Origin of the sequence: Pseudomonas sp. Sample_21, from assembly GCF_004307525.1 — a bacterium.
Taxonomy (GTDB): domain Bacteria; phylum Pseudomonadota; class Gammaproteobacteria; order Pseudomonadales; family Pseudomonadaceae; genus Aquipseudomonas; species Aquipseudomonas atacamensis.
Window position 1 is genome coordinate 164,063 of the sequence record NZ_RCNZ01000036.1, and the last position, 25,712, is coordinate 189,774.

Here is a 25,712-nt window from a genome sequence, read left to right on the forward strand (position 1 = left end):
CAGGATGTAACAACTGTGGCGATTGCGCGAGATGTAGCAATCCCGATACCAACCGGTCATCGCCCGGAGTTCTTTCGGCGCGCAAGTACCTAAAGCTTCCGCCCGTAACGACGATACGCTGTGATACCCGCCCTGTTTTATTCCTGCCCTCCAACAAAAAAGCCGCTCAAGGATCAGTTCCATGCCCGCACTGCGCACTATTCAGGCTCGCTACACGCTGTTTCTGATTCTGTTCATCCTGTTGTTGTCCGTGCTGACCGTGGTCGGCATCAGCCAACTGGTCGCACCGACCCTGCGCGATACCGAAGAGAAGGTCGTGCTCAACCGCATCGCCGAAGTCGCCGTGCAGATTCAGGGCGAACTGAACAAGGTGCAGGCGCAGCAACGCAGTATCACCCAGACCATCCCCCTGCTCGACAGTGCAGCCATCGACGTGGTGTTGCCAGGGCTGGTGGATCAGTACGGCGAACTGAAAGTCTTTGGCGGCGGTATCTGGCCGTTGCCCGGCCAGCGCGAAGCCGGCCGCAACAAGTTCAGCACCTTCTGGCACCGGGATGCCTCGGGTCAGCTCAAGGTCAATACGTTCTGGAACAGCGACGCCGCACCGAACTACTACGACCAGAGCTGGCACAAGGGCGGCATGGCCACCCCGCGCGGTCAGTGCGCGTGGGCCGCTGCCTATAAGGACGACGCGAGTGCCGAGCCGCGCACCAACTGCGCCATGGCGATCTACAAGAACGGCAGTGCCTGGGGCGTTTCGACCATCGACGTGACCCTGGGCTTCTTCAACGACCTGGTGGCGCGCAAGGAAAAAGACCTCAACGCCGAAATGCTCATCGTCGAGGCTGACGGCAAGATCATCAGTAACAGCTCGCGCATCAGCGGTCCGATCGTACTGAAGAACATCAGCGAACTGGCGGCCAGCTCCACCTTCATCAATCAGATCAAGACCGGCCTGCAGAACCGCGATAAAGCGCAACGCGTCGAGTTCGACAACAACGGTGAAGACGCCACCTTCTTCATGCGCCCTATCGAGGGCACACCGTGGTTCCTCGCCACCGCCCTGCCGACCAAGATGCTCACCGCCCAGCGTGACGATGTGCTCAACAGTCTCAGCCTGATCCAGATTCCGCTGGTGATCCTGCTGGTGCTGTTGCAGGTTTACGCGATTCGCAAACTGGTACAACGCATGAAGGCTCTGAAAGCCAACATCGATTCACTGTCCAGCGGTGACGCCGACCTGACCCGCCGCATCACCATTCGCGCCGAAGACGAACTGGGTGCCATCGGCCATTCGGTCAACACCTTCATCGTCTATTTGCAGAACATGATCGGCGAAGTCACCCAGGCCACCGGTGCCATGGCCTCCAGCCTCGATAATCTGCAGCGCACTTCGGCGCACACCAGCCAGATTCTGCTGCGTCACGCCTCGGAAACCGACCAGACCGTCACCGCCATTACCGAAATGAGCTCCACCGCTGAAAGCGTGGCGCAGAATGCCGCTGAAACCGCTGCGTTCACCCAGCGCGCCAATGAAAATGCCGATCGCTCGCGCGTCGTGGTGGGTGAAGCGACCAACAGCGTGGTCGCGCTGATCGACGAAGTGGCCAGCGCTACACACAAAGTTGAAAACATGCAGCAGGACGCCCAGCGCATCACCGAGATCCTCGGCGTGATCGGTGCGATTGCCGGGCAGACCAACCTGCTCGCCCTCAACGCGGCGATTGAGGCGGCACGTGCCGGTGAACAGGGGCGCGGCTTTGCGGTGGTGGCGGATGAAGTCCGCGCCCTCGCCGCCCGCACTCAGGCCAGCACTTCGGAAATCAACGAGATGTTGACCCGTCTGACCCAAGGCGTGAGCTCCTCGGTCAGTGCCATGGAAAACACCCAGGCCAGTTGCCAGTCCGCCGCTGACGCCACCGCACGTGTCAACTCGGGGCTGGACGAAATGGCCGGTTCGGTCAGCCACATCAACAGCCTCAGCACGCAGATTGCCACCGCCGCCGAACAGCAAAGCGCAGTGACCGAAGAGATCAACCGCAGCATGGTGCAGATCCGCCACATGGTCGATGAACTGGTGCAGAGCGGCCAGGCCAGCGAGCTGAATACCCGCCAGTTGCTCGAAGCCAACAGCCGCGTGAGCGCGATCATGGGGCGGTTCAAGGTCAGTTAAGCCAACCGCGACCACGGGGATTTGGCCTTTACGCCAATCCCCTGTGGGAGCGAGCCTGCTCGCGAAAGCGATTTTTCAGTCACTGGAGCTGCGGCTGGTCAACCGCATTCGCGAGCAGACTCACTCCTACAATGGTTCGGGTGTTTTGTAGCAACTGGAAACACTCAGTTGATGTAGGAGCGGGAAAACAGGTCAAAATGCGTTCTTGCTGACCTTCACCGAGTCGAGAGCCCATTCCCATGCGAAGCCAACTGCGTCTGCTCGCCCTGAGCGCCCTGTTCATCTCCTCCCTGGCGCAAGCCGCCGAACTGATCCCGATCGAAGTGCACCGCGATGCCAATTGCGGCTGCTGCAAAAAGTGGATCAGCCATCTCGAAGCCAATGGCTTCAAAGTCGAAGATCACGTCGAAAGCGACATGAGCAGCTTTAAACAGCAGCACGGCGTACCACCGCGTCTGGCGTCCTGCCACACGGCGATCATCAATGGCAAATTCGTCGAAGGCCATGTGCCGGCCGATCAGGTGCTTGCGTTGAGCAAGCGCGACGATCTGCTGGGTGTGGCTGCACCGGGCATGCCAATGGGCTCACCGGGCATGGAAATGGACGGCATGAGCGACGCGTATCAGGTCATCGGCCTGAAGAAGGACGGCGCTGATGTGGTAGTGGCGGACTACCCGGCCCGTTGATGGGGGCAGCCTACTTCGGCCTGTTCTTTGCTGCGTTTGGCGCGGCGACATTGTTGCCGTTGCAGTCCGAGGCGCTGCTGGTCGGCCTGATCGTCAGCGAGCGTTACTGGCTGTGGGGTTTGCTCGCGGTGGCGACGCTGGGCAACGTGCTCGGTTCGCTGGTCAACTGGTGGCTGGGACGGGGCATCGAGCGCTTTCAGGATCGACGCTGGTTTCCGGTCAATCCCAAGCACATGGCCAAGGCACGCAAGCACTACGAGCGTTATGGGCATTGGTCGCTGCTGCTCAGTTGGCTGCCGGTGATCGGCGATCCGCTGACCTTGATTGCCGGCGTCATGCGCGAACCGCTCGGGCGCTTTCTGTTGATCGTCACCCTGGCCAAAGGCGCGCGCTATGGCGTGCTGGCCTTGCTGACCCTGGGCTGGCTCGGTTGAACCAACCCTTCCTGTGATTGCCTTTGTTTAACGTCGGCGTAATCCCGACCTTCCAGAGTCGGCCAATTTTCAAGGAGTTTGTGCTTATGTCCGTCACGCTTTCCCGCTGGCTGCCCGGCCTCGTCCTCAGCGCTGCCCTGCCATTAATGGCGCAAGCGGCCACTGAAACCGCCCCCGCCGAAGGGCCTGCCTACGGCCCGGAGCTGCAAGGCTTCCAATACCCCTACACGCTTAAACACTTCGCCTTCGAATCCCAGGGTCAGAAGCTGCAAATGGGTTACATGGACGTCGCCGCCAATGGCAAGGCCAACGGCCGCACCGTGGTGCTGATGCACGGCAAGAATTTCTGCGCGGCGACCTGGGACAGTTCGATCAAGGCCTTGAGCGATGCCGGCTACCGCGTGATTGCGCCGGATCAGATCGGCTTCTGCACCTCCAGCAAACCCGAGCACTATCAGTTCAGCTTCCAGCAACTGGCGACCAACACCCAGCAATTGCTCAAGGCGTTGGGCATTCAGAAAGCCACTGTGCTCGGCCACTCCACCGGCGGCATGCTCGCCACCCGTTATGCGCTGCTGTTCCCGGAGCAGGTCGATCAATTGGCGATGGTCAACCCGATCGGTCTGGAAGACTGGAAAGCCCTCGGTGTTCCCTATCGCACCGTCGATCAGTGGTATCAGCGTGAGTTGAAGGTCACGGCCAAGGGCATTCGCGACTATGAGCGCACCACTTATTACGACGGCCGCTGGAAGCCCGAATTCGATCGCTGGGTCGACATGCTCGCCGGTCTGAGCAAAGGTCCGGGCAAGACCCAGGTCGCGTGGAACTCGGCGCTGATCTACGACATGATCTTCACCCAGCCGGTGTACTACGAGTTCAAGGACCTGAAGATGCCGACCCTGTTGCTGATCGGCACCTCCGACACCACCGCCATCGGCAAGGACCTCGCACCGCCGGAAGTCAAAGCGAAAATCGGCCACTACGAGGTGCTCGGCAAACAGGTCGCCAAGTTGATTCCGCAGTCGACGCTGATCGAATTCCCGGGCATGGGCCACGCGCCACAAATGGAAGAACCGGAGAAATTCCATCAGGCGTTGCTCGGCTGGCTGGGCAAGACTCCTTCCGCTCCATGATGAGGTAAGCCGATGACGGTGCAGATTGCAGTGATCGATGACTGGCAGGACGTGGCACGCGACGTGGTCGACTGGTCCGTGCTGGAGAGCATCGGTGAAGTGACCTTTGTGCATGATTACCCGGCCGACAACGCGACACTGGCCGAGCGCCTCGGCCAGTACGAGGTGATCTGCGTCATGCGCGAACGCACGCGTTTCGACGCCGACTTGCTCGGGCGCTTGTCCAATCTGAAGTTGCTGGTCACCGGCGGCATGCGCAATGCGGCGCTGGACATGCCGGCCGCTGCAGCGCTGGGCATCAAGGTCTGCGGCACCGACAGTTACAAACATGCCGCACCGGAACTGACCTGGGCGCTGATCATGGCGGCCACCCGTGATCTGGTGAAGGAAGCCAATGCCCTGCGCGCCGGCCAGTGGCAACAGGGCCTCGGCGGCGATCTGCACGGCAAGACCCTGGGAATCCTGGGTTTGGGCAGCATCGGCCAGCGGGTCGCGCAGTTTGGCCAGGTGTTCGGCATGCGGGTGATCGCCTGGAGCGAGAACCTCACCGCCGAACGCGCCGAACAGGCCGGCGTGACGTATGTCAGCAAGCAGCAATTGTTCGAACAGGCCGATGTGCTGTCGGTGCATCTGGTGCTCAGCGAACGCAGTCGCGGCCTGGTCGATGCCCAGGCGCTGGAATGGATGAAACCGAGCGCGCTGCTGGTCAACACCGCACGCGGGCCGATCGTCGATGAAGCGGCGTTGATCAAGGCACTACAGAAACGGCGCATTGCCGGGGCAGCGCTGGACGTGTTCGAGCAAGAGCCTTTGCCGGCCCTGCACCCGTTTCGCACGCTGGACAATGTCCTCGCTACCCCCCATGTGGGCTATGTCAGTCGGCAGAATTACGAACAGTTCTTCCGGCAGATGATCGAGGATATTCAGGGTTGGGCAGCTGGGGAGCCGGTGCGTCTGTTGAATTGATTGCATCGCTTTAAAGTTCAGTTGCTGCAACAGGCCTCTTCGCGAGCAGGCTCGCTCCCACAGGTTGTACGCGTTCCAATGTGGGAGCGAGCCTGCTCGCGAAGGTCTCATCTCAGATACCGCTCTGAAATACCCTCGCACCACAACGGTGCAACCGGCCCGTCCCCTAGCACAAAACCGTGACTACCCAGTCACCGTTTTGGCCCACTCCGACCGAAAAACATGCCCTTCGTCGGAGCGTTTCCGCTCCTGGACCCTCGCTTACATCCCGACACAACCGATTGTCGAACAATTTACCCATTTGCCCCGACCCGCTCTAGGATCTGGCCTAGACTCATTTTTCAGTGGCCAAACCACTCGGTCATACCGACGAAAAAAAGTCGAAACTTTTGCTTCACGCCACAGGTCATCAGAACAACTGGGCGAAAGCGACTGGTGTAATCCTTGCAACGGCCTCACCACCCATTCTGCTTGCGCGTGTTGGGTCAGCATTTGCTCACCGATGCGTGGCGCCTTTGCGCCCGGCCACAGGACTTGGCCACGAAACAGCTTGTTCGAGACAAGAATCAGATCACACACGGGAGATACATATGATCAGTGCGGCATTGGATATTCAGGGAGAGCGTGCTCACCAGTCGCTTGGAGAATCGAGCACCATCAGTGTTCCCGGCAGCCGACAGATCAACGTACCCGGCACCAAGACGCTTGCTCCGGTAGCAAGCCAGAATCCCAACAAGAAAAAAGTGTTGTTCGTGACTTCGGAAATCGCCGATCTGGTCAAGACCGGCGGCCTCGGTGACGTCTCCGCCGCCCTGCCCCGGGCCATGGCCCATCTGCATGATGTGCGGGTGCTGATTCCCGGTTATCCGCAAGTGGTGCACAGCGAAAACCCGATTCACATCATCGGCGAGCTGGGTGGCCACGCCGCGCTGCCACCTTGCAAGATCGGGCGCATGGACATGCCCGATGGTCTGGTGATCTACGTGTTGATCTGCCCTGAACTCTACGAGCGTGAAGGTGGCCCTTACGGCGCCAACAACGGTCGCGACTGGCCGGACAACCATATCCGTTTCGCCCGTCTCGGCCTGGCCGCTGCCGATATCGCCGCCAATCTTGCGCAAATTCACTGGCGCCCGGATCTGGTGCACGCCCATGACTGGCCGGCTGGACTCGCGCCCGCTTACATGCACTGGCGCGGGCAGCGCACGCCCACCCTGTTCACCATTCACAACCTTGCCTACCAGGGCGTGACGAGCCTCGGTTCCTGCCCGGAGCTGGGGATTCCCACCCATGCCCTGCAACAGGAAGGCATGGAGTTCTACGGCAAGATGTCGTTCCTCAAGGCCGGCATGGCCTATTCGAGCCACATCACCACCGTCAGCGCGACGTATGCTCAGGAAATCACCACCCCGGACTTCGGCTGTGGCCTCGACGGTTTCCTTGCCGCCAAGACCCAGCAAGGCCTGCTCAGCGGTATCCCGAACGGCATCGACGAGAGCTGGGATTCGGCGACCGACCCGCACCTGTTTGCCCCGTTCGCCATCGGCGACTGGGAAGGCAAAGCGGTCAACGCCGCCCACGTCCGTGAGCTGTTCGGCCTGAATGACTCTACCGGCCCGCTGTTCGCCGTGGTTTCGCGCCTGGTCTATCAGAAAGGTCTCGACCTCACCGAAGCGGTGTCCGAGTTCATCGTGCAGAACGGTGGTCAGATCGCGATCATTGGTCGCGGCGAGCCGGAAGAAGAGCAAGCCATGCGTGAACTGGCCCTGCGCTTTCCTGGCCAGATCGGCGTGCGCATCGGCTTCAACGAGACCGATGCCCGACGCATGTTCGCCGGCAGCGATTTCCTCCTGATGCCTTCGCGTTACGAACCTTGCGGCTTGAGCCAAATGTACGCCCAGCGTTTCGGCTCGCTGCCGGTCGCGCGCAACACCGGCGGTCTGGCCGACACCATTGAAAACGGCGTCACCGGTTTCCTCTTCGATGAGTCCACCGTTGATAGCTACAAGGAAGCCCTGAGCCGCGCGTTCAAGGTCTTCGCCTTCCCGGAACTGCTCAATGCCATGCGCTGCCGCGCCATGGCTGCACCGTTCAACTGGAGCAAAGCGGTTGAACCGTACGCCGAACTTTACGAACAACTGGTCGCCAAGGCGTTGGGTAAAGCCAGCCACAAATAACCAGGGAGTTGCAGAAAATGCCGTCAAGGACCCAAGAAACCTGGCCCCACGGCGCGATCATGCTGGATGCCGAGCACACGCAATTTGCGTTGTGGGCGCCTGACGCGTTCTACGTCAGTGTGGAACTGGAAGATGGAAAATCGTTGCCCATGCTGCCTCAGGGCGACGGTTGGTTTGTAATCAAGGCCAATTGCCCGGCGGGCAGTCGCTACCGTTACTGCATCGATGGCGAACTGGAGGTGCCGGACCCGGCCTCCAGAGCGCAGGATGGTGACCTCGACCGCCACAGTGTGGTGGTCGATCCCCATGCCTACCAATGGCGGCACACGACCTGGAATGGTCGGCCGTGGAGCGAAGCGGTGATTTACGAGCTGCACGTCGGTGCGCTCGGTGGATTTGCCGAAGTTGAACAGCATCTGGCGCGCTTGGTGGCGCTGGGCATTACCGCCATCGAATTGATGCCGCTGGCGCAATTCCCCGGTGATCGCAACTGGGGCTACGACGGAGTGCTGCCCTATGCACCGCAAGCCTCCTACGGCACACCGGAACAACTCAAACACCTGATCGACACCGCCCACGGCCATGGCCTGGCGGTGATTCTCGACGTCGTCTACAACCACTTCGGTCCCGACGGTAACTATCTGCATCGTTACGCCAAAGGCTTTTTCCGCGAGGACAAGCACACGCCCTGGGGCGCGGCGATCGACTTCCGTCGCCCGGAAGTGCGCGAGTTCTTCATTGAAAACGCGCTGATGTGGCTGCTCGAATACCGTTTCGACGGTTTGCGTCTGGATGCGGTGCACGCGATTGAAGATCCCGACTTTCTCAGCGATCTGGCCCGGCGCATTCGCCAGCAGATCGACCCGACCCGGCACGTCTGGCTGACCGTCGAGAACGAGCTGAACCAGTCGAGTCTGCTGGAAAACGATTACGACGCGCAGTGGAACGACGACGGTCATAACGCGTTGCACGTGCTGCTGACCGGCGAAACCGACGCCTATTACGCCGACTATGCCGCGCAGCCCACCGAGCAACTGGTGCGCTGCCTGAGCCAGGGCTTCGTGTTCCAGGGCCACATCACTCGCCATGGCGAACCTCGCGGCGAGCCGAGCGAACATCTGCCCTCCACTGCTTTCGTGCTGTTCCTGCAGAACCATGACCAGATCGGCAACCGTGCCTTTGGCGAACGCCTGCATCAGCTCGCCGACCCGCGTGCGGTACAAGCGGCGACGGTGTTGTTGCTGCTGTCGCCGATGATTCCGCTGATGTTCATGGGCGATGAATTTGCCGCCGAGCAACCATTCCTGTTTTTTACCAGCCACCACGGTGAACTGGCGGAACTGGTGCGTGAAGGTCGGCGCAACGAGTTCGCCGCATTCAGTGCCTTTACCGATCCGCACAAGCGCGAACAGATCCCCGATCCGAATGCCGAAGAAACCTTCCGCGCCTCACAGCCACGACTAGTTGGCAGTGGCACGCCGTTACAACAGGAGACGCAAGAGCTCTATCGGCAACTGCTCAAGTTGCGGCACCAATACATCATTCCCAACCTCTCCGGGACCCAGGCTCTGGGCGCGCAGATGCTCGGCTATGGCGCGGTCAGCGCACGCTGGCGACTGGGCAACGGCAGTGAGCTGCGAATTGACCTGAACCTCAGCGACACGCCAGTGGTCAACCCTGCACAGACCGATACCGAGTGGCTGTTTCAACAGCCAGCCGCGATCGAACTGTCGGACCCGAACCAACTGCCGGCGTACACCGCGCTCGTCAGCCTCACGGCCGCACCCGTTATGCACCCCCTGGATGGAGAGCGCCTATGAGCGATGCGCAACTGGAAATACTCGCCAGTCGAGCCGGCCTTGCCGTCGACTGGATCGACGCCAACGGGCGTCAGCAAAAAGTCGCTCCTGCTGTGTTGCGCAACGTCCTGATCGGACTCGGCCACCCTGCCAGCACCGCGCAAGAAATCGATGCCAGCCTGCTGGAATTGCAAGAAGTCCAGCAAGACCGCCATTTGCCGCCCCTGCTGACCTGCGACGTGGGCGTTGCCCTCGACCTGAGTCGCTATTTCTCACCGGAAACCCCCTGCGAAATCCATCTTGAAGACGGCTCGCAGATGAACCTGAAGCTGGACAACGAAGCCATGTTGCCCGGCTTGATTCCGGTCGGTTACCAGCAAGTGCATATCGCCGATCAGTATTTCACGCTCGCCGTGGCGCCTGAACGCTGCTTCAGCGTCGCCGATGCGGTCGATAGCCCGATCCCGCGGGCCTGGGGTCTGAGCGCCCAGTTGTATTCGCTACGCCGTCCGGGTGACGGTGGTTTTGGCGACACCCAGGCGCTGGAGGAACTGGTTCGTGTAGCGGGCGAACGTGGCGCCGATGCGCTGGCGATCAGTCCGATGCACGCGATGTTCAGCGCCGACAATGGCCGCTATAGCCCTTATTCGCCGTCCAGCCGCTTGTTTCTCAATTCACTGTATGCCGCGCCGGGGAGCATTCTCGGCGAACGCGCGTTGCGTGATGCAATTGATGCCAGTGGCCTGGCCGCGCAGTTCGAGCAGCTGGAAAATCTCAAGCTGATCGACTGGCCGACCGCTGCCGAAGCAAAGCAGAAGCTGCTGCAAGCGTTATATGACGGTTTTGTCGCTGGTGAGCATCCGTTGCACGCCGACTTCGCCAGTTTTCGTCACGCCGGTGGCGAAGCGCTGGAGAACCATTGCCGCTTTGAAGCGATTCAGGAAATGCGCGCCGCCCGTGGCGAAAGTCTCGACTGGCGCGAATGGCCGGAGCACTGGCACGACCCGCGCGGCGCAGCGCTCGGCGCGTTTGCCGAGGAATATGCCGAGCGCATCGGTTATTTCGCCTTCTGCCAATGGCTGATCCATCGCTGCCTCGAACGAGCGCAAACTGCTGCGCGCAGTGCCGGCATGGGCATCGGTCTGATCGCCGACCTCGCCGTCGGCGCTGACGGTGCCGGCAGTCAGGCCTGGAGTTTTCAGGATGAATTGCTCGCCTCGCTGACCGTGGGCGCGCCGCCGGACATCCTCAATCGCAGCGGCCAGGGTTGGGGCATTTCCGCGTTCTCGCCTGAAGGGCTGATCCGTAACGGTTTCCGTGCCTTCATCGACATGCTGCGCGCCAACTTCGCCCACGCCGGTGGCTTGCGTATCGACCATGTCATGGGCCTGCAACGCCTGTGGGTGATTCCCAACGGCGCCGCTCCGGCGGATGGCGCCTATCTGTATTACCCGTTCGACGACATGTTGCGCCTGCTGACCCTGGAATCCCATCGGCATCAGGCCATCGTGCTCGGCGAAGACCTCGGCACCGTGCCGGAAGGCCTGCGGGAAAAACTTGCCGCGCGGTCAATCCTGGGCATGCGCGTGCTGTTGTTCGAACAGGATAACACCCGCTTCAAACCGATTCTCGACTGGCCGGATGATGCCCTGGCGACCACCAGCACCCATGACCTGCCGACGCTCAACGGTTGGTGGCATGGCCGCGATATCGACTGGAACGCACGACTTGGGCTGGTCGATGCCAACGGCGAAATCGACTGGCGTCGGCATCGCGAGCGTGAACGCGAAGGCCTGCGCGATGCACTGCGCCAGGATCCGCAGAATTTCCGCGAAGAGTCCCACGAAGCCGATCAAGTGGTCGATGCCAGTGTGCGTTTCCTCGGCCACACCCGCGCGCCGCTGGTGCTGCTGCCGCTGGAAGATGCCTTGGGTATCGATGAACAGCCGAATCTGCCTGGCACCACCGATTCACATCCGAACTGGTCGCGACGTTTGCCCGGTCCCAGCGAAGCGTTGCTGGACGGCCCCGATGCCGCCCGCCGCCTGGAACTGCTGGCCTGCGCGCGCCTTCAAGCCTCTGAGCGTGACCAATGAATCAACAGCAAATCCAGCCACTGCGCGCCACCTTGCGCCTGCAATTTCATAAAGGTTTTACCCTCGAACAAGCGGTGCCATTGGTGCCGTACTTTGCCCGCCTCGGCATCAGCCATATCTATGCCTCGCCATTGCTGGCGGCGCGCGCCGGTTCCATGCATGGCTACGACGTGGTCGACCCGACCCAGGTCAATCCGGAACTGGGCGGCGAGCCGGCGTTGCGCCAACTGGTCAGCACCCTGCGTGAACACAACATGGGCCTGATCCTCGACATCGTTTCCAACCACATGGCCGTGGGCGGCAATGACAACCCGTGGTGGCTCGACTTGCTCGAATGGGGACGCCTGAGCCCGTACGGCGAATTCTTCGACATTCAGTGGCACTCGCCGGACCCGTTGATGGAAGGCCAGTTGCTGCTGCCGTTCCTTGGCAGTGATTACGGCGTGGCGTTGCAGGAAGGCACGCTTAAGCTCAAATTCAACGCGCAGACCGGTACTTTTTACGTTGAGCACTACGATCACCACTTCCCGATCTGCCCGAACAACTATGGCGAGCTGCTCAAGTCCGACGACACGCTGAAGTCTCTGGCAGATCGCTTCAGCACACTCAGCTACCAGACCGACGCACATTCGCTGGCGATGCCGCTCAAGCAGGAGTTGCGCGAGCTGGCCAGCGATCCGCGTGTTCTGGCGACTATCGAAGGCAACCTCGCACAGTACGATTCCACCACCGAGGAAGGCTTCCACAAGCTCCACGAGTTACTGGAACGGCAGAGTTATCGCCTGGCCAGTTGGCGCACGGCGGCGGACGACATCAACTGGCGGCGCTTCTTCGACATCAACGAGCTTGGCGGCCTGCGCGTCGAGCGTCCGGCGGTGTTCGAAGCGACCCACGGCAAAATTTTCCAATTGGTCGAAGAAGGTCTGGTCGACGGCTTGCGCATCGACCACATCGACGGCCTCGCCGACCCGCGTGGCTACTGCCGCAAATTGCGCCGTCGCCTTGATCACTTGGCGCCGGGACGTCACCTGCCGATCTATGTCGAGAAGATCCTCGGCGAGGGCGAAACCCTGCGCCGCGACTGGAGCGTCGACGGCACCACCGGTTACGAGTTCATGAACCAGCTGTCGCTGCTGCAACACGACCCGGACGGCGAACACGTGCTTGGCGAACTCTGGCAGCGCCGCACCGAGCGCCCGGCAGCGTTCATGGAAGAAGCGCAACTGGCCCGCCAGCAGATCCTCAACGGCTCGCTGGCCAGCGACTTTGAAAGTGTCGCGCAGGCCCTGCATCAAGTCGCGCGAGATGACCTGATGACCCGCGACCTGACCTTGGGTGCGATTCGCCGCGTGCTGCATGCGCTGATCGTGCACTTCCCGGTTTATCGCACTTACATCAGCGCCATGGGCCGGTCCGAGCAGGACGAAGCGATTTTCCAGCACGCCATGGACGGTGCGCGGCAAACCCTCAGCGAAGCCGACTGGCCAGTGCTCGACTCGGTCGCCAGCTGGCTCGGCGGCACGCCTTGGCGCCGCAAGCCACGGGGGCGCTCGCGCAAGATCCTCAAGCATGCCTGCGTGCGTTTCCAGCAACTGACTTCGCCGGCAGCAGCCAAAGCCGTGGAAGATACCGCGCTGTATCGTTCGGCGGTGCTGCTGTCGCGCAATGATGTCGGTTACAACACCGAGCAATTCAGCGCGCCGGTCAGCGAGTTCCATGAAGTCAATCAACAGCGCATGGCCGAGTTTCCTGACAACCTGCTCGCGACTGCCACCCATGACCACAAGCGCGGCGAAGACACCCGTGCCCGGCTGGCCGTGCTCAGCGAACGCAGCCATTGGTACGCCGATCAGGTCGAACTGTGGCGCGCCCTCGCCCGCCCGGTGCGCATCGAAGATGACGCGCCTTCCGCTGGCGACGAACTGATCCTCTATCAGGCATTGCTCGGCAGTTGGCCGCTGGACCTGCAGGACGAAGACCAGGCCGGTTTCGCCGATTACGCCAAGCGCATCTGGCAGTGGCAACAGAAAGCCCTGCGCGAAGCCAAGCTGCAAAGCAGCTGGAGCGCGCCGAACGAAGCGTATGAAAACGCGGCCCAGGCTTTCACGGAGAAGCTGCTGACCGGTGAAGAAGGCGAGTTGCTGCGTGCGGCGCTGAGCAAGACCGTCAACAGCATCGCCGCTGCCGGCGCGCTCAACGGGCTGGCGCAAACCTTGCTGCGCATGACCGTGCCGGGTGTGCCGGATCTGTACCAGGGCAACGAGTACTGGGACTTCAGTCTGGTCGACCCGGACAACCGCCGGCCGGTGGATTACGCCGCCCGCGAGCAAGCGTTGCAGGCATCCGTGCCGGGTACCGAACTGCTTAAGGAATGGCGTGACGGGCGCATCAAACAGGCGCTGATCAGTGAGGTGTTGAACCTGCGCAAGGAACACAGCGAGCTGTTCCGTCGAGGCGATTACCAGCCATTGGAGGTGCTGGGCAGTCAGGCGCACAACGTCTTGGCATTCGCGCGTGAACACGACGGCGTGCGGGCCATCGTGGTAGTGCCGGTGCGTTGCGCGACGTTGCTGGAAAACAGTGCCATCCCGCAGGTCGATGCGCTGCGCTGGGGCGATACGCGGGTGGTTTTACCGTCTGCCGCTTCGGATGCAAACCTGAAGGGACTTTTTGCCAGCAGCGTAGTCACACAAAACAGGGAGCTGAATGTCAGCGAAGCGCTGGGGGATGTCCCGGTCAATCTCTTTATCCAACACTTAACACAAGCATGAGTTCAGTTCAGGAGCATTGCGATGAGCACCGACGATAAACGCATTCGCGAATTCGCCTATCAGATCTGGGAGTCGGAAGGGAAACCTGAAGGCCACGAAGAACGTCATTGGGAAATGGCGCGCAAGCTGGCCGAGGCCGAAGCGCTGGCACCCAAGAAGCCACCGAAAGCGGCGGGCAGCAAAGTGGCTGGCAAGACTACAGGCGCAGCAGCGAAAAGCACCGACGGCAAAACACCGGCAACCGCCAAAGCCAAACCGGCAGCGAAAGCCAAGCCGGCGGCCACGCCCAAAGTAGTCCCGCCGGGCGAAAAGGCTACCGAGAAAAAGCCGCGAGCAGCGAAGAAGCCTCCGGCGAACTGACCCGATCCATTTTTGAACTGAATGACTGTGTGGCGAGCGTGCTCGCCACAAGGGGTTCTTGCGCCCCGAAGAAAGTCCCTTATTGGGAACAACACACAACCCTGTGGGAGCGAGCCTGCTCGCGAAAGCGCTAGGTCAGTTGGTGAAAATGTCGAATGTACCGACGCTTTCGCGAGCAGGCTCGCTCCCACAAGGAAATCTCATTGCCTGAACTGTCCCGTTTTTTTGCAGGAGCAATCATGACCCGTCCAAAGAAAGCCGAACCCGCTGCGCACGCCGAGCCGTCGAGAATCAGGGAAGGCCTGCCCTTCCCACTCGGTGCGACCTGGGATGGTCTGGGGGTGAACTTTGCTCTGTTTTCCGCCAACGCCACCAAGGTCGAGCTGTGCATTTTCGACGATGCCGGCGAGGTCGAACTCGAACGCATCGAGCTGCCGGAATACACCGATGAGATCTACCACGGCTACCTGCCGGATGCGCACCCTGGCTTGATCTACGGCTACCGCGTTTATGGTCCTTATGACCCGGCCAATGGTCACCGCTTCAACCACAACAAACTGCTGATCGACCCGTACGCCAAGCAATTGGTCGGCGAACTGAAATGGTCGGAGGCGCTGTTCGGCTACACCATCGGCCACCCCGACGCCGACCTCAGTTTCGACGAGCGTGACAGCGCGCCATTCGTGCCCAAGTGCAAGGTCATCGACCCGGCGCACACCTGGGGCAACGACCATCGCGTCAGCGTGCCGTGGGACAAGACCATCATCTATGAAACCCACGTGCGCGGCATCAGCATGCGTCACCCGTCGGTGCCGGAAAACCTGCGTGGCACTTTCGGCGGTCTGATGGTCGACGACGTGCTCGAGCACATTCGCAAGCTCGGTGTGTCTTCTGTCGAACTGCTGCCGATCCATGCTTTCGTCAACGATCAGCATCTGCTGCAAAAGGGCATGACCAACTACTGGGGCTACAACAGCATTGCGTTCTTCGCCCCGGACCCGCGTTATCTGGCCAGTGGCAAGATTGCCGAATTCAAGGAAATGGTCGCGCATCTGCACGATGCCAACCTCGAAGTCATTCTCGACGTGGTCTACAACCACACCGCCGAAGGCAACGAGCAAGGCCCGACCCTGTCGATGCGCGGTATCGACAACGCCTCCTACTACCGCTTGATGCCGGACGACAAGCGCTACTACATCAACGATTCCGGCACCGGTAACACGCTCGACCTGAGCCACCCGTGCGTGCTGCAAATGGTCACTGACTCGCTGCGCTACTGGGCCAGTGAGATGCACGTCGATGGCTTCCGCTTCGACTTGGCAACCATTCTTGGCCGCTACCACGATGGTTTCGACGAGCGCCACAGCTTCCTCGTCGCCTGCCGTCAGGACCCGGTGCTGCGTCAGGTGAAAATGATCGCCGAACCTTGGGACTGCGGCCCCGGCGGCTATCAGGTCGGCAACTTTCCGCCGGGCTGGGTCGAATGGAACGACAAGTTCCGCGACACCGTGCGTGCGTTCTGGAAAGGTGACGACGCTCAGCTTGCCGATTTCGCCAGCCGCATGACCGCTTCCGGTGAGATGTTCAACCAGCGCGGGCGCCGGCCGTATTCGTCGGTGAACTTCATCACCGCCCACGACGGTTTCACCCTCAACGATCTGGTCTCGTACAACGACAAGCACAACGAAGCCAACGACGAGAACAACCAGGACGGCAGTAACAACAACCTGTCGTGGAACCACGGCGTCGAAGGTCCGACCGACGATCCGGAAATCAACGCTTTGCGCCATCGGCAGATGCGCAACTTCTTCGCCACCCTGCTGCTGGCCCAGGGCACACCGATGATCGTTGCCGGTGACGAGTTCGCCCGCACCCAGGACGGCAACAACAACGCCTATTGCCAGGACAGCGAGATCGGCTGGGTCAATTGGGATCTGAGCGAGGACGGCAAGGCCCTGCTCAAGTTCGTCAAACGCCTGATCAAGCTGCGCCTGACTTATCCGATCCTGCGTCGCGGACGCTTCCTGGTCGGCGAGTACAACGAAGACATCGGCGTCAAGGACGTGACCTGGCTGGCACCGGACGCCACCGAGATGACCACCGAGCACTGGCACGATGCGCACAACCGCTGCCTCGGCATGCTGCTCGACGGACGCGCGCAGGAAACCGGCATCCGCCGCAAAGGTGCCGACGCGACCCTGTTGCTGGTGGTCAACGCACACCACGACATCGTCAACTTCACCCTGCCGGAAGTGCCGGACGGCGGCTTCTGGACCTGCATGATCGACACCAATCAGCCGTCGATTCGCGGCCAGGAGCGCTTTGAATTCGGCCATGAATATTCGGTGACCGGGCGTTCGTTGCTGTTGTTTGAACTGCAACGTGACGAAGAAGATTGATATGGACTTTCAACATTATCTGGCCCGCCGTCCGCCAGATTACCCCGACACCAACGCCCTCGGCCGTTGCCTGAGGGCGATGGTCGAGGCCGGTCTCGACCGCTTGCCGTTACCCGGCAGCGGTCACACGCTGGAGCGCTTTCAGCGTCTCTCGGAAGTCGGTGGACACGATTTAGGCCTGTGCAAACTCTATGAAGGCCACACGGATGCGCTGGCGATCATCGAGCAATTGGGCGGTACGCCAACCCCGGGCAGCACGTGGGGCATGTGGGCCGCCGAACCGCCGCAGGCACGGGTGAAAGTCACGCCGGCCGGGCATATGGTGACGCTGAACGGGCGCAAGGCCTGGTGCTCTGGCGCTGCGGTGCTCAGCCACGCCTTGCTTACCGCATGGGACGCGGACGGTCAGCAGCAATTGGTTGCAGTCGCACTCGATCAACCTGGCGTGACCATCACCGATCAAGGCTGGCAAGCGGTGGGCATGGCGGCCACCGGCAGCGTTGAAGTGCTGTTCGACAACGCCGAAGCGCAGGCCATCGGCAACCCCGGTGATTACCTGCAACGACCGGGGTTCTGGCAGGGCGGGATCGGTATCGCGGCTTGCTGGTACGGCGCTTCACGGCGGATTGCCGAAGGGCTGCGTCAGCATTGCGCGCAACGCGATGAACCGCACGCCCTCGCCCATCTCGGTGCGACTGACACAGCACTGCAAGCGGCAGCCGATGTGTTGCGCTTCAGCGCGCTGCAAATCGATGCGCAGCCCGAGGCCGACGCTGAATTGCTCGCCCGCCGTGCCCGCGCCGTGGTCGAACAGTCTGCCGAACAGGTGATGCGCGAAGTCGGCCGGGCGCTGGGTGCCGGGCCGTTCTGTCAGGATCGGCATTTCGCCAGGTTGAGTGCCGACCTGCCGGTATTTCTGCGCCAGAGTCATGCCGAACGCGACCTTGCTGCATTGGGCCAGCAGATTGCTGGTCAGTCCTGCGAGGTCTGGGCGTTATGAAAGCCAACCCGATCGTTGGCCAGGGCACTTCATTGCAGCAATGGCAGGCTTCGCGGCGTCTGGCCGAGCTGCCCGCCATCGACATTCTTGACTTGGTACCGTTGGGCTCGCGAGCGGTGATCATCGCGCCGCACCCGGATGACGAAGTGCTCGGGTGCGGCGGCATCATGCAGTTGCTGGCGGCAGCCGGACGGCCGTTGCAGTTGATTTCGGTCACCGATGGCAGCGCCAGTCACCCCGGCTCGCAGCGCTGGACAGTCGAGCGATTGAGCGTGGTGCGCCCGCAGGAATCAGCCGAAGCCCTGCGGCGCCTCGGCTTGCCGATGCACAGTCTGAAATGGCTGCGCGGCGGTTTTACCGATACTCAAGTGGCGGCGCAGGAAACCGAGTTGAGCGAATTCATCGCCGGTTATCTGCATGCCAGTGACGTGGTTTTCACGACCTGGCGCCAGGACGGTCACAGCGATCACGAGGCCGTCGGCCGCGCCAGTGTCGAAGCGGCGCGACGCGTTGGTGCGACCTGCCATGAACTTCCGGTCTGGACCTGGCACTGGGCAACCCCGGAAGACGCCACGGTGCCATGGGAGCGGGCGCGCAAGATCCTCCTTTCACCGACGCAAATCGCACGAAAACGCCACGCCGCGCACGCGTTCGCCAGCCAGTTGGAAGGCGACCGCGACGTCGGCCTCGGGCCGGTGCTCGCGCCCTATGTGCTCGATCGTTTGCTGCAACCTTTTGAAGTGGTGTTCCTGTGAGCGTCGATGACCGCTATTTCGACGGCCTGTTCGCGGGCAATGACGACCCATGGGCGTTCCGCCAGCGCTGGTACGAACAGCGCAAGCGCGCGATCACCCTCGCCGCCCTGCCCCGCCCGCGCTACAGGTCGGTGTTCGAACCGGGCTGCGCCAACGGCGAACTGAGTGCAGAGCTGGCCCCGCGCTGCGACCGCCTGTTGTGTTGTGACACGGCGAGCGCGGCGGTGAAGCTGGCGCGCACTCGCTTAAGCATTTTCGAGCATGCCGAAGTCCGTCAGGGCCGCCTTCCGGCTGAATGGCCGGAGGAAAAATTCGACCTGATTGTATTCAGCGAAATCGGCTACTACCTCGACGAAAAAGATCTGACAGAAATGATTCGCCGGATCAGTGAGTCACTGACCGCCGACGGCCAATTGCTGGCCTGCCACTGGCGCCCGCCGATCGAGGGCTGCCCGCTGAATGCACGGCAGGTCCACGATCAGATCCACGATCAATTGGCTTTGCCGCGTCTGGTGCTGCATCAGGAAGCGGATTTCATTCTCGAACTGTGGAGCCGCGAGCCACGCTCGGTGGCGGCCCTGGAGGGCTTGCGTTGATCGGTATTGTGATTCCGGCGCACAACGAAGAGGCGCTGCTTGATGAATGCCTGCGTGCAGCGTTGCGCGCCAGCCAGCATGCACAACTGGGCGGCGAGCCGGTGGAAATACTGGTGGTGCTCGACAGTTGCAGCGATGGCTCGGCGCAGATCGTCAGCGCTTATCCAGTGCTCAGCTTGCAGATCGATGCGCGCAACGTTGGCGAAGCCCGCGCCACCGGTGCGCGCCTGTTGCTCGAGCGCGGTGCCCGCTGGATCGCCTGCACCGACGCCGACAGCCGCGTCGCCGATGACTGGCTGGCGGCGCAACTGGGGCTGGAGGCTGATGCTGTGTGCGGCACGGTCACTGTCGAGCACTGGCACGAATCGATTGATGAGGCGGCGCAGATTCGCTATCACCGCCATTATCAGGCCCGCGATGGCCATCGACACATTCACGGCGCCAACCTCGGTGTCAGCGCCGAGGCTTATCGCCTGGCCGGCGGTTTCAAGCCGCTGACCTGTGACGAGGATGTGCAACTGGTGCGTGCGCTGGAGCGCAGCGGCGCCAATATCGCCTGGAGTCACCGACCGCAGGTGCACACCAGCGCCCGTCTCGACAGTCGGGCCAAGGGCGGGTTCGGTGACTTTCTGCGCAATCTGGCACAGCTGGAATAAAAAATTACGGATCAGATTGATCTGTGACGCGACGAATCGGCTGTCTTGAGCAATACTCTGCCTCGCAGTAATCCAAGGGTTGGAGCACTGCACCGTTGCTATTCATTTGCCTTCACAGGCCGCGATCAGCGTTGGCTGCTCACGACTGAGGGCGAAATACCACAAGGACGTCGCACTCATGAAATCGTCATTGCTCAACGAACACGGCCTGCCGGCACAGATCTGGAACAGCGCGCCGCAACTCGACAATATTCCCGTCATCAACACCCACAGCCTGGTACCCGCCGGCGCCCGCGCCGTGGTCATCGCCCCGCATCCGGGCGATGAAGTAGTCACTTGCGGCGGTCTGCTGCAACTGCTCTCCAGCCTTGGCCATCCTCTGCAATTGCTCTCGATTACCGACGGTAGCGCCAGCCACCCCGGCTCGCGCCAGTGGTCGGAACAACGTCTGAGCGTGTTCCGCCCGCAGGAAAGCGTCGAAGCCCTGCGCCGCCTCGGCCTGCCCATGCACAGCCTGAAGTGGGTGCGCGGCGGCTTTACTGACAATGCTCTGAGTGATCAGCAAAGCCAGCTCACCGAGTTCATCGGCCGTTACCTGCGACCGGGCGACGTAGTGTTCAGTACCTGGCGCAAGGATGGCCCGCCGGACCATGAAGTGGTTGGCCGGGCCAGTTTCGACGCGGCGCAGAAAGCCGGGGCGACCTACCACGATGTGCCGGTGTGGGCCTGGCACTGGCCGGAGCGCGAGCAGCAAATGATTCCCTGGGAACGCGCGCGCAAGCTGCGTCTCGACACCTGGACAGTCGCGCGCAAGAGCCACGCCACCCATGCTTACGCCAGCCAGCTCAAGGGCGAACCGGCCATCGGCATCGCCCCGCTGCTGCCGCCGGTGCTGCTGGAGCGGATGCGCTTGCCGTATGAAATCGTCTTCTTCTGAACGGCGGAAGCTCAACATACCTGTGGGAGCGAGCCTGCTCGCGAAAGCGGTGTGTCATGTGTCAGATGTATTGAATGTGATGAAGTCTTCGCGAGCAGGCTCGCTCCCACATTGGCCCAGCAGTGAATCATCGTAAGGAACTGCCACCCCCTCAAACCAGTCGCATGAACAGGCATGGCCCAATTCAGAGGAGTGAACGTGTCCAGCGATCCCAAGCGTCAAGCGGTCGACGCGCCAGTCATTCATCGCCTGCGGGTACTCACGGTCAACACCCACAAGGGCTTCACCGCGCTGAATCGGCGGTTCGTTCTCCCGGAGCTGCGCGAAGCGATGCGCAGTACCTCGGCCGATCTGGTGTTTCTGCAGGAAGTGGTGGGTGAGCACGAACGCCACTCCAGTCGTTACAACGACTGGCCGCAGACGTCGCAGTACGAATTCCTCGCCGACAGTATGTGGAGCGATTTTGCCTACGGGCGCAACGCCGTTTACCCGGATGGCCACCACGGCAACGCGCTGCTGTCGAAATACCCGATCCGCGAATATCGCAACCTTGACGTGTCGATCACCGGGCCTGAACGGCGCGGGCTGTTGCACTGCATTCTTGATGTCCCCGGGCATGCCGAGGTGCATGCGATCTGTGTGCATTTGAGTCTGCTGGAAAGCCATCGGCAATTGCAGTTGCAACTGCTCTGTCAGCTGCTTGAATCTCTACCCGACGATGCGCCGGTGATCATCGCCGGCGATTTCAATGACTGGCAGTTGCAAGGCAACGCCGCCCTCGCCCGTCGCGATTATCTGCATGAAGCCTTTGAGCGCCATCATGGGCGCCCGGCGAAAACCTATCCCGCGCGGTTTCCCTTGCTGAGGCTTGACCGGATCTACCTGCGCAATGCCAGTAGCCACGATCCAAGGATTCTTGGCAACAAGCCGTGGACGCATCTTTCGGATCACCTGCCGTTAGCAGTTGAAGTACACCTGTAGCTGCGTTTTTGACAGCAATTAAATGACAGGCCTTCCCGGCAACCAACGCTCGGAAGGACCTTTCGTCGGCGGCAAAAAACCGTCAGCCGCCTGCTTCCCAAGCGTTTTTCCATGCAAACAACCACTTAGTTATGTGCAGAAAAACAAACGCTTGCAAAGGCTGATTTAAGCACGCCATTCATCGTGCATTTTCTTGACGCGCAGGCGTCACTCTTCTTATCTCTACCTTACTACCCCCGGAATCACTACTGGGGCTGACCTTCCGGCACTCGCGAAATCGAGCAGCCGCGGTTCGCCCCGCTCTATTCGGTCGCCCCTCGTTCGGGGTAGGAGAGGCGCCAAACACGAGATGACGCATGCGCTTGCAAGGTAGACCTCCATGAAAACTTCACTGACCCCACACGAACTGAAAATCACTCTTTGCACAGTGTCAGGTTCACTGCTGCTGTGCTCGTCCATGGAGGCGCATGCGGGATCTGCGGCGGACGAACCCGCGTGGTATCACGCCGACGTACCGGTGCTGACCCTGCCAGCAACCGTGATAACACCCGGACCGCTGCCATTGAGTCAGCAGAGTTCGCGCCTGATCACTGAGGATCTTGCCCCATCTGCCTGGGACGAGCTGTACGGCAAAAGCGCTCGGCAAGCACAGACCGACGCACTTTCATCCGGTTATGCGATGGCCGCTGGTGAGTTCAAAGGTCCGGCCGTAGTCACGTTGAAAAGCGCTAACGGGACCACTCAGACCCTTGGTCTTATAGGTGGCGACAATCAGGTCCAGCTGAATGCCGATGGTGCGCTGACCCGACGTGCCCTCGCCGACCGCAACACTGACAGCCTCAACCTGCAAGGCCAGAGCCTCGGCGCCTATTACAGTCTGGTGGGTGCGCAAGGCTGGCACGTCGACCTGTCGGCCAGCGGCGGTCGGGTCAGCGGCTTCAGTCGCACTGCGCAAGGTAATCGGCAAGCCACCGAAGGCAATGCGATGACCTTTTCCGTCGAAGGCGGTTACCCGATCGGCTTGAGTGAAAACTGGGTGGTCGAGCCGCAGGCACAACTGATCAACCAGCGCATCAGTCTCGACGCTCCGTACGCCGGCTCGGGCAATGCCTCTTCCATCGACCTGACCGCGTGGAGTGGCCGCGTCGGTGCGCGATTGAAAGGCAGTTATGACTTGAACGGGTTGCCTGTCGAACCCTACGTGCGCACCAACCTTTGGCACACCGTTTACACCGGCAGCACGGTGACGCTCGATCAGGTCGACAAGATCAGCAGCAGCCGCAAGTCTTCAACAGTGGAATTGGGTTTGGGTCTGGTGGCGCGGGTCACACCGGCGGTAAACCTGTACATGAGCGCCGATTACAGCAGCGATGTGGATGACAATGACTTGAACGGGATCATCGGCAGCCTCGGCGTGCGGATGCGCTGGTGATCTGCTGATCACTGAAAAACCTTGTGGGAGCTGGCTTGCCAGCGATGGCGGCATCTCAGTCAACAGAGATGCTGAATGTGACGGCCTCATCGCGGGCAAGCCCGCTCCCACAGTTTTACTGTTCCTGGATCAGCCCTGCGGCTTGAGAATCAACACCGCCAACGGCGGAAGATTCAGTTCCAGCGACAACGATTGACCATGACTCGGTACTTCATCGGTCAATGCCCCGCCGCCATTGCCATAGTTGGAGCCGGCGTAAATGTCGGCGTCACTGTTGAACAGCTCGGTCCAGCGTCCGGCAAACGGCACGCCGACCCGATACGACTGGCGCGGTACCGGTGTGAAGTTGGCGACGACCAAAACCGGCGAGCCGTCCTTGCTCCAGCGTAGCCACGCGTAAACGCTGTTGATCGCATCATCGCCAATCAACCACTGGAAGCCTTGCGGCGCGTCGTCCTGATCGTGCAGCGCCGGCTCTTCGCGATACAGCCGGTTGAGATCGCCCACCAGTTTCTGCACACCTTTGTGCTCGGAGTACTGCAGCAGGTACCAGTCCAGTTGCTGATCGTGGTTCCACTCGCGCCACTGGCCAAACTCGCAGCCCATGAACAACAGCTTCTTGCCCGGATGCGTCCACATGAAGCTCAGATAGGCGCGCAGGTTGGCGAACTTCTGCCAGCGGTCGCCGGGCATCTTGTCGATCAGCGAGTGCTTGCCGTGCACCACTTCGTCGTGGGAAATCGGCAGGATGAAGCGTTCCGACCAGGCATAGACCAGACCAAAGCTCAACTCGTTGTGGTGATGGGCGCGGTACACCGGGTCCTGCTGGATGTAGTGCAGCGAATCGTGCATCCAGCCCATGTTCCATTTGTAGGAAAAGCCCAGGCCGCCCTGCTGGGTGCTCTGGCTGACGCCCGGCCATGCGGTGGACTCTTCGGCAATCACCAGCGCACCCGGCGCTTCCAGTTCAACCACGTCGTTCAAATGACGCAGGAAGTCGATGGCCTCCAGGTTCTCGCGACCACCGTGACGATTCGGTACCCACTCGCCCGCTTTACGTGAATAGTCGCGATATAGCATCGAGGCCACGGCATCGACACGCAGGCCGTCGATGTGGAAGTGTTTCAGCCAGTGCAGCGCCGAGGCCAGCATGTAACCGTGCACTTCCGTGCGACCGAGGTTGTAGATCAGCGTGTCCCAATCCTGATGGAAGCCTTCCAGCGGATTGCCGTATTCGTACAGCGCGGTGCCGTCGAACTGCGCCAGACCGTGGGTATCGGTGGGGAAATGCGCCGGCACCCAGTCGAGAATCACCCCGATGTCGGCCTGGTGACAGGCGTTGACGAACGCGGCGAACTGATCCGGTGTGCCGTAACGTGCGCTCGGCGCGAACTGCGAAAGCAACTGGTAACCCCAGGAACCACCGAACGGGTGCTCCATGATCGGCATCAATTCGATGTGGGTGAATCCCAGCTCTTTCACATAAGGAATCAGCCGCTCGGCCAGTTCCGGCCAGGTGTACTGGCGCGCGACTTCGCCGAGATCATCCAGCTCGCACTGCCAGGAGCCGGCGTGCAACTCGTAGATCGACAGAGGCTTGGATCGCTGCTGGCGATCCTGACGGGAATTCATCCACTCGTGATCCTGCCAGTCGATCTGTAATGGCGAGGCGACTTTCGAGGCGGTATCCGGCGGCAGGCTGGTGGCCAGCGCCATCGGGTCGGCCTTGAGCGGCAGAATGCCGTGGGCGCCAAGGATTTCGTACTTGTACAACTCCCCCGCTTGCAAACGCGGAATGAACAACTCCCACACGCCCGAAGGATGGCGCAGGCGCATCGGGTGACGACGACCGTCCCAGACGTTGAAATCGCCAACCACCGAGACACGGCGGGCATTCGGCGCCCACACGGCAAAGCGCACGCCGTCAACGCCATCAACGGTTTTCAGCTGTGCACCGAGGCAAGCGCTGAGGTCACGATGATTGCCTTCGGCAAACAGATACAAATCCATTTCCCCGAGCAGCTGACCAAAGCTGTACGGATCTTCGGCGACCTGCTCGCCACCGGCCCAACGCGTGCGCAACAGGTACGGTCGCGCCTGATCGAAATGGCCGACAAACAGCCCCGGCGTCTCGGTCATCTCCAGCGGGCCAAGCTCTTCGCCGCTGTCCTTGTCCAGCACCGCCACACTCAGCGCACCCGGCAGATAAGCGCGGATGAATTGCCCACCAGCGCCATCGCCGTGCGGGCCGAGAATGGAAAACGGGTCCTGATGTTCGGCGCGTACCAAGGCATCAATGTCGCGTGCCGAGGGTAACAATGCTTCCTTTACCACACCCTGTTCCTTGTTCGAGAAACTCAT

At 61.2% G+C, this 25,712-nt stretch carries 19 protein-coding genes; 18 read left to right on the forward strand and 1 reads right to left on the reverse strand.

All coding sequences use genetic code 11. The features are described 5' to 3' along the window. The first annotated feature begins 181 nt into the window (after positions 1–181). The 18 genes from D8U71_RS05320 to D8U71_RS05405 all read left to right on the forward strand — a co-directional run bounded on the left by D8U71_RS05320 (position 182) and on the right by D8U71_RS05405 (position 23,351). Entirely contained in the window at positions 182–2,173 is a 1,992-nt protein-coding gene (locus D8U71_RS05320; protein ID WP_122612245.1) for a methyl-accepting chemotaxis protein, read from the forward strand. Positions 2,174–2,412: 239 nt separating this feature from the next. Further along, entirely contained in the window at positions 2,413–2,859 is a 447-nt protein-coding gene (locus D8U71_RS05325; protein ID WP_041480975.1) for a DUF411 domain-containing protein, read from the forward strand. Next, positions 2,859–3,293 (forward strand): YqaA family protein, encoded by a 435-nt coding sequence (locus D8U71_RS05330; RefSeq protein WP_130887322.1) that lies wholly within the window; start codon positions 2,859–2,861, stop codon positions 3,291–3,293. The genes D8U71_RS05325 and D8U71_RS05330 overlap by 1 nt, the downstream gene beginning before the upstream one ends. 86 nt (positions 3,294–3,379) lie before the next feature. Beyond that, positions 3,380–4,426: an alpha/beta hydrolase gene (locus D8U71_RS05335; RefSeq protein ID WP_130887323.1), complete on the forward strand. Its 1,047-nt coding sequence runs from the start codon at positions 3,380–3,382 to the stop codon at positions 4,424–4,426. A 12-nt stretch (positions 4,427–4,438) separates the two neighbouring features. After that, positions 4,439–5,392 carry a D-2-hydroxyacid dehydrogenase family protein gene (locus D8U71_RS05340; protein WP_130887324.1) on the forward strand — a complete coding sequence of 318 codons (954 nt, stop codon included), beginning with the start codon at positions 4,439–4,441 and terminating at the stop codon, positions 5,390–5,392. A 590-nt stretch (positions 5,393–5,982) separates the two neighbouring features. Then, complete coding sequence (gene glgA, locus D8U71_RS05345) at positions 5,983–7,569, forward strand: glycogen synthase GlgA (RefSeq protein ID WP_016774645.1); 1,587 nt, start codon at positions 5,983–5,985, stop codon at positions 7,567–7,569. 17 nt (positions 7,570–7,586) lie between these two features. After that, a complete protein-coding gene (gene treZ / locus D8U71_RS05350; protein ID WP_024012882.1) occupies positions 7,587–9,389 on the forward strand; it encodes a malto-oligosyltrehalose trehalohydrolase in 1,803 nt (600 codons plus the stop codon). Then, positions 9,386–11,464 (forward strand): 4-alpha-glucanotransferase, encoded by a 2,079-nt coding sequence (gene malQ, locus D8U71_RS05355; protein WP_122692629.1) that lies wholly within the window; start codon positions 9,386–9,388, stop codon positions 11,462–11,464. Before treZ ends, malQ begins: the two co-directional genes overlap by 4 nt. Then, entirely contained in the window at positions 11,461–14,235 is a 2,775-nt protein-coding gene (locus D8U71_RS05360; RefSeq protein ID WP_130887325.1) for a malto-oligosyltrehalose synthase, read from the forward strand. The genes malQ and D8U71_RS05360 overlap by 4 nt, the downstream gene beginning before the upstream one ends. A gap of 21 nt (positions 14,236–14,256) precedes the next feature. Next, positions 14,257–14,595: a DUF2934 domain-containing protein gene (locus tag D8U71_RS05365; RefSeq protein ID WP_130887326.1), complete on the forward strand. Its 339-nt coding sequence runs from the start codon at positions 14,257–14,259 to the stop codon at positions 14,593–14,595. Positions 14,596–14,834: 239 nt separating this feature from the next. Then, complete coding sequence (gene glgX, locus D8U71_RS05370) at positions 14,835–16,994, forward strand: glycogen debranching protein GlgX (RefSeq protein WP_041480983.1); 2,160 nt, start codon at positions 14,835–14,837, stop codon at positions 16,992–16,994. Between the two features lies 1 nt (position 16,995). Continuing rightward, positions 16,996–17,994, forward strand: coding sequence for an acyl-CoA dehydrogenase (locus D8U71_RS05375; RefSeq protein ID WP_130887327.1), 999 nt, complete (start codon positions 16,996–16,998; stop codon positions 17,992–17,994). Beyond that, on the forward strand, positions 17,991–18,749 hold the full coding sequence (locus D8U71_RS05380) for a PIG-L family deacetylase (RefSeq protein WP_130887328.1): 759 nt from the start codon (positions 17,991–17,993) through the stop codon (positions 18,747–18,749). Before D8U71_RS05375 ends, D8U71_RS05380 begins: the two co-directional genes overlap by 4 nt. Next, positions 18,746–19,345 (forward strand): SAM-dependent methyltransferase, encoded by a 600-nt coding sequence (locus tag D8U71_RS05385; RefSeq protein ID WP_125916202.1) that lies wholly within the window; start codon positions 18,746–18,748, stop codon positions 19,343–19,345. The genes D8U71_RS05380 and D8U71_RS05385 overlap by 4 nt, the downstream gene beginning before the upstream one ends. Continuing rightward, complete coding sequence (locus D8U71_RS05390; RefSeq protein ID WP_130887329.1) at positions 19,342–20,001, forward strand: glycosyltransferase; 660 nt, start codon at positions 19,342–19,344, stop codon at positions 19,999–20,001. Before D8U71_RS05385 ends, D8U71_RS05390 begins: the two co-directional genes overlap by 4 nt. A 178-nt stretch (positions 20,002–20,179) precedes the next feature. Further along, a complete protein-coding gene (locus D8U71_RS05395) occupies positions 20,180–20,938 on the forward strand; it encodes a PIG-L family deacetylase (protein ID WP_016774638.1) in 759 nt (252 codons plus the stop codon). A 198-nt stretch (positions 20,939–21,136) separates the two neighbouring features. After that, positions 21,137–21,919, forward strand: a complete 783-nt coding sequence (locus D8U71_RS05400) for an endonuclease/exonuclease/phosphatase family protein (protein ID WP_016774637.1) — start codon at positions 21,137–21,139, stop codon at positions 21,917–21,919. 379 nt (positions 21,920–22,298) lie between these two features. Then, positions 22,299–23,351 carry an autotransporter outer membrane beta-barrel domain-containing protein gene (locus D8U71_RS05405; protein WP_130887330.1) on the forward strand — a complete coding sequence of 351 codons (1,053 nt, stop codon included), beginning with the start codon at positions 22,299–22,301 and terminating at the stop codon, positions 23,349–23,351. A 129-nt stretch (positions 23,352–23,480) separates the two neighbouring features. On the opposite strand, the gene glgB is transcribed toward D8U71_RS05405, so the two are convergent. Next, positions 23,481–25,712, reverse strand: a complete 2,232-nt coding sequence (glgB, locus tag D8U71_RS05415; protein ID WP_016774635.1) for a 1,4-alpha-glucan branching protein GlgB — start codon at positions 25,710–25,712, stop codon at positions 23,481–23,483.

Coding starts and splice junctions, on each gene's coding strand:
- D8U71_RS05395 (WP_016774638.1), top strand. CDS start 20,180: ATGAAATCGTCATTGCTCAACGAACACGGCCTGCCGGCACAGATCTGG.
- D8U71_RS05365 (WP_130887326.1), top strand. CDS start 14,257: ATGAGCACCGACGATAAACGCATTCGCGAATTCGCCTATCAGATCTGG.
- D8U71_RS05405 (WP_130887330.1), top strand. CDS start 22,299: ATGAAAACTTCACTGACCCCACACGAACTGAAAATCACTCTTTGCACA.
- D8U71_RS05335 (WP_130887323.1), top strand. CDS start 3,380: ATGTCCGTCACGCTTTCCCGCTGGCTGCCCGGCCTCGTCCTCAGCGCT.
- malQ (WP_122692629.1), top strand. CDS start 9,386: ATGAGCGATGCGCAACTGGAAATACTCGCCAGTCGAGCCGGCCTTGCC.
- D8U71_RS05330 (WP_130887322.1), top strand. CDS start 2,859: ATGGGGGCAGCCTACTTCGGCCTGTTCTTTGCTGCGTTTGGCGCGGCG.
- glgX (WP_041480983.1), top strand. CDS start 14,835: ATGACCCGTCCAAAGAAAGCCGAACCCGCTGCGCACGCCGAGCCGTCG.
- glgA (WP_016774645.1), top strand. CDS start 5,983: ATGATCAGTGCGGCATTGGATATTCAGGGAGAGCGTGCTCACCAGTCG.
- D8U71_RS05380 (WP_130887328.1), top strand. CDS start 17,991: ATGAAAGCCAACCCGATCGTTGGCCAGGGCACTTCATTGCAGCAATGG.
- D8U71_RS05360 (WP_130887325.1), top strand. CDS start 11,461: ATGAATCAACAGCAAATCCAGCCACTGCGCGCCACCTTGCGCCTGCAA.
- glgB (WP_016774635.1), bottom strand. CDS start 25,712: ATGAGTTTCTCGAACAAGGAACAGGGTGTGGTAAAGGAAGCATTGTTA.
- D8U71_RS05340 (WP_130887324.1), top strand. CDS start 4,439: ATGACGGTGCAGATTGCAGTGATCGATGACTGGCAGGACGTGGCACGC.
- D8U71_RS05375 (WP_130887327.1), top strand. CDS start 16,996: ATGGACTTTCAACATTATCTGGCCCGCCGTCCGCCAGATTACCCCGAC.
- D8U71_RS05320 (WP_122612245.1), top strand. CDS start 182: ATGCCCGCACTGCGCACTATTCAGGCTCGCTACACGCTGTTTCTGATT.
- treZ (WP_024012882.1), top strand. CDS start 7,587: ATGCCGTCAAGGACCCAAGAAACCTGGCCCCACGGCGCGATCATGCTG.
- D8U71_RS05325 (WP_041480975.1), top strand. CDS start 2,413: ATGCGAAGCCAACTGCGTCTGCTCGCCCTGAGCGCCCTGTTCATCTCC.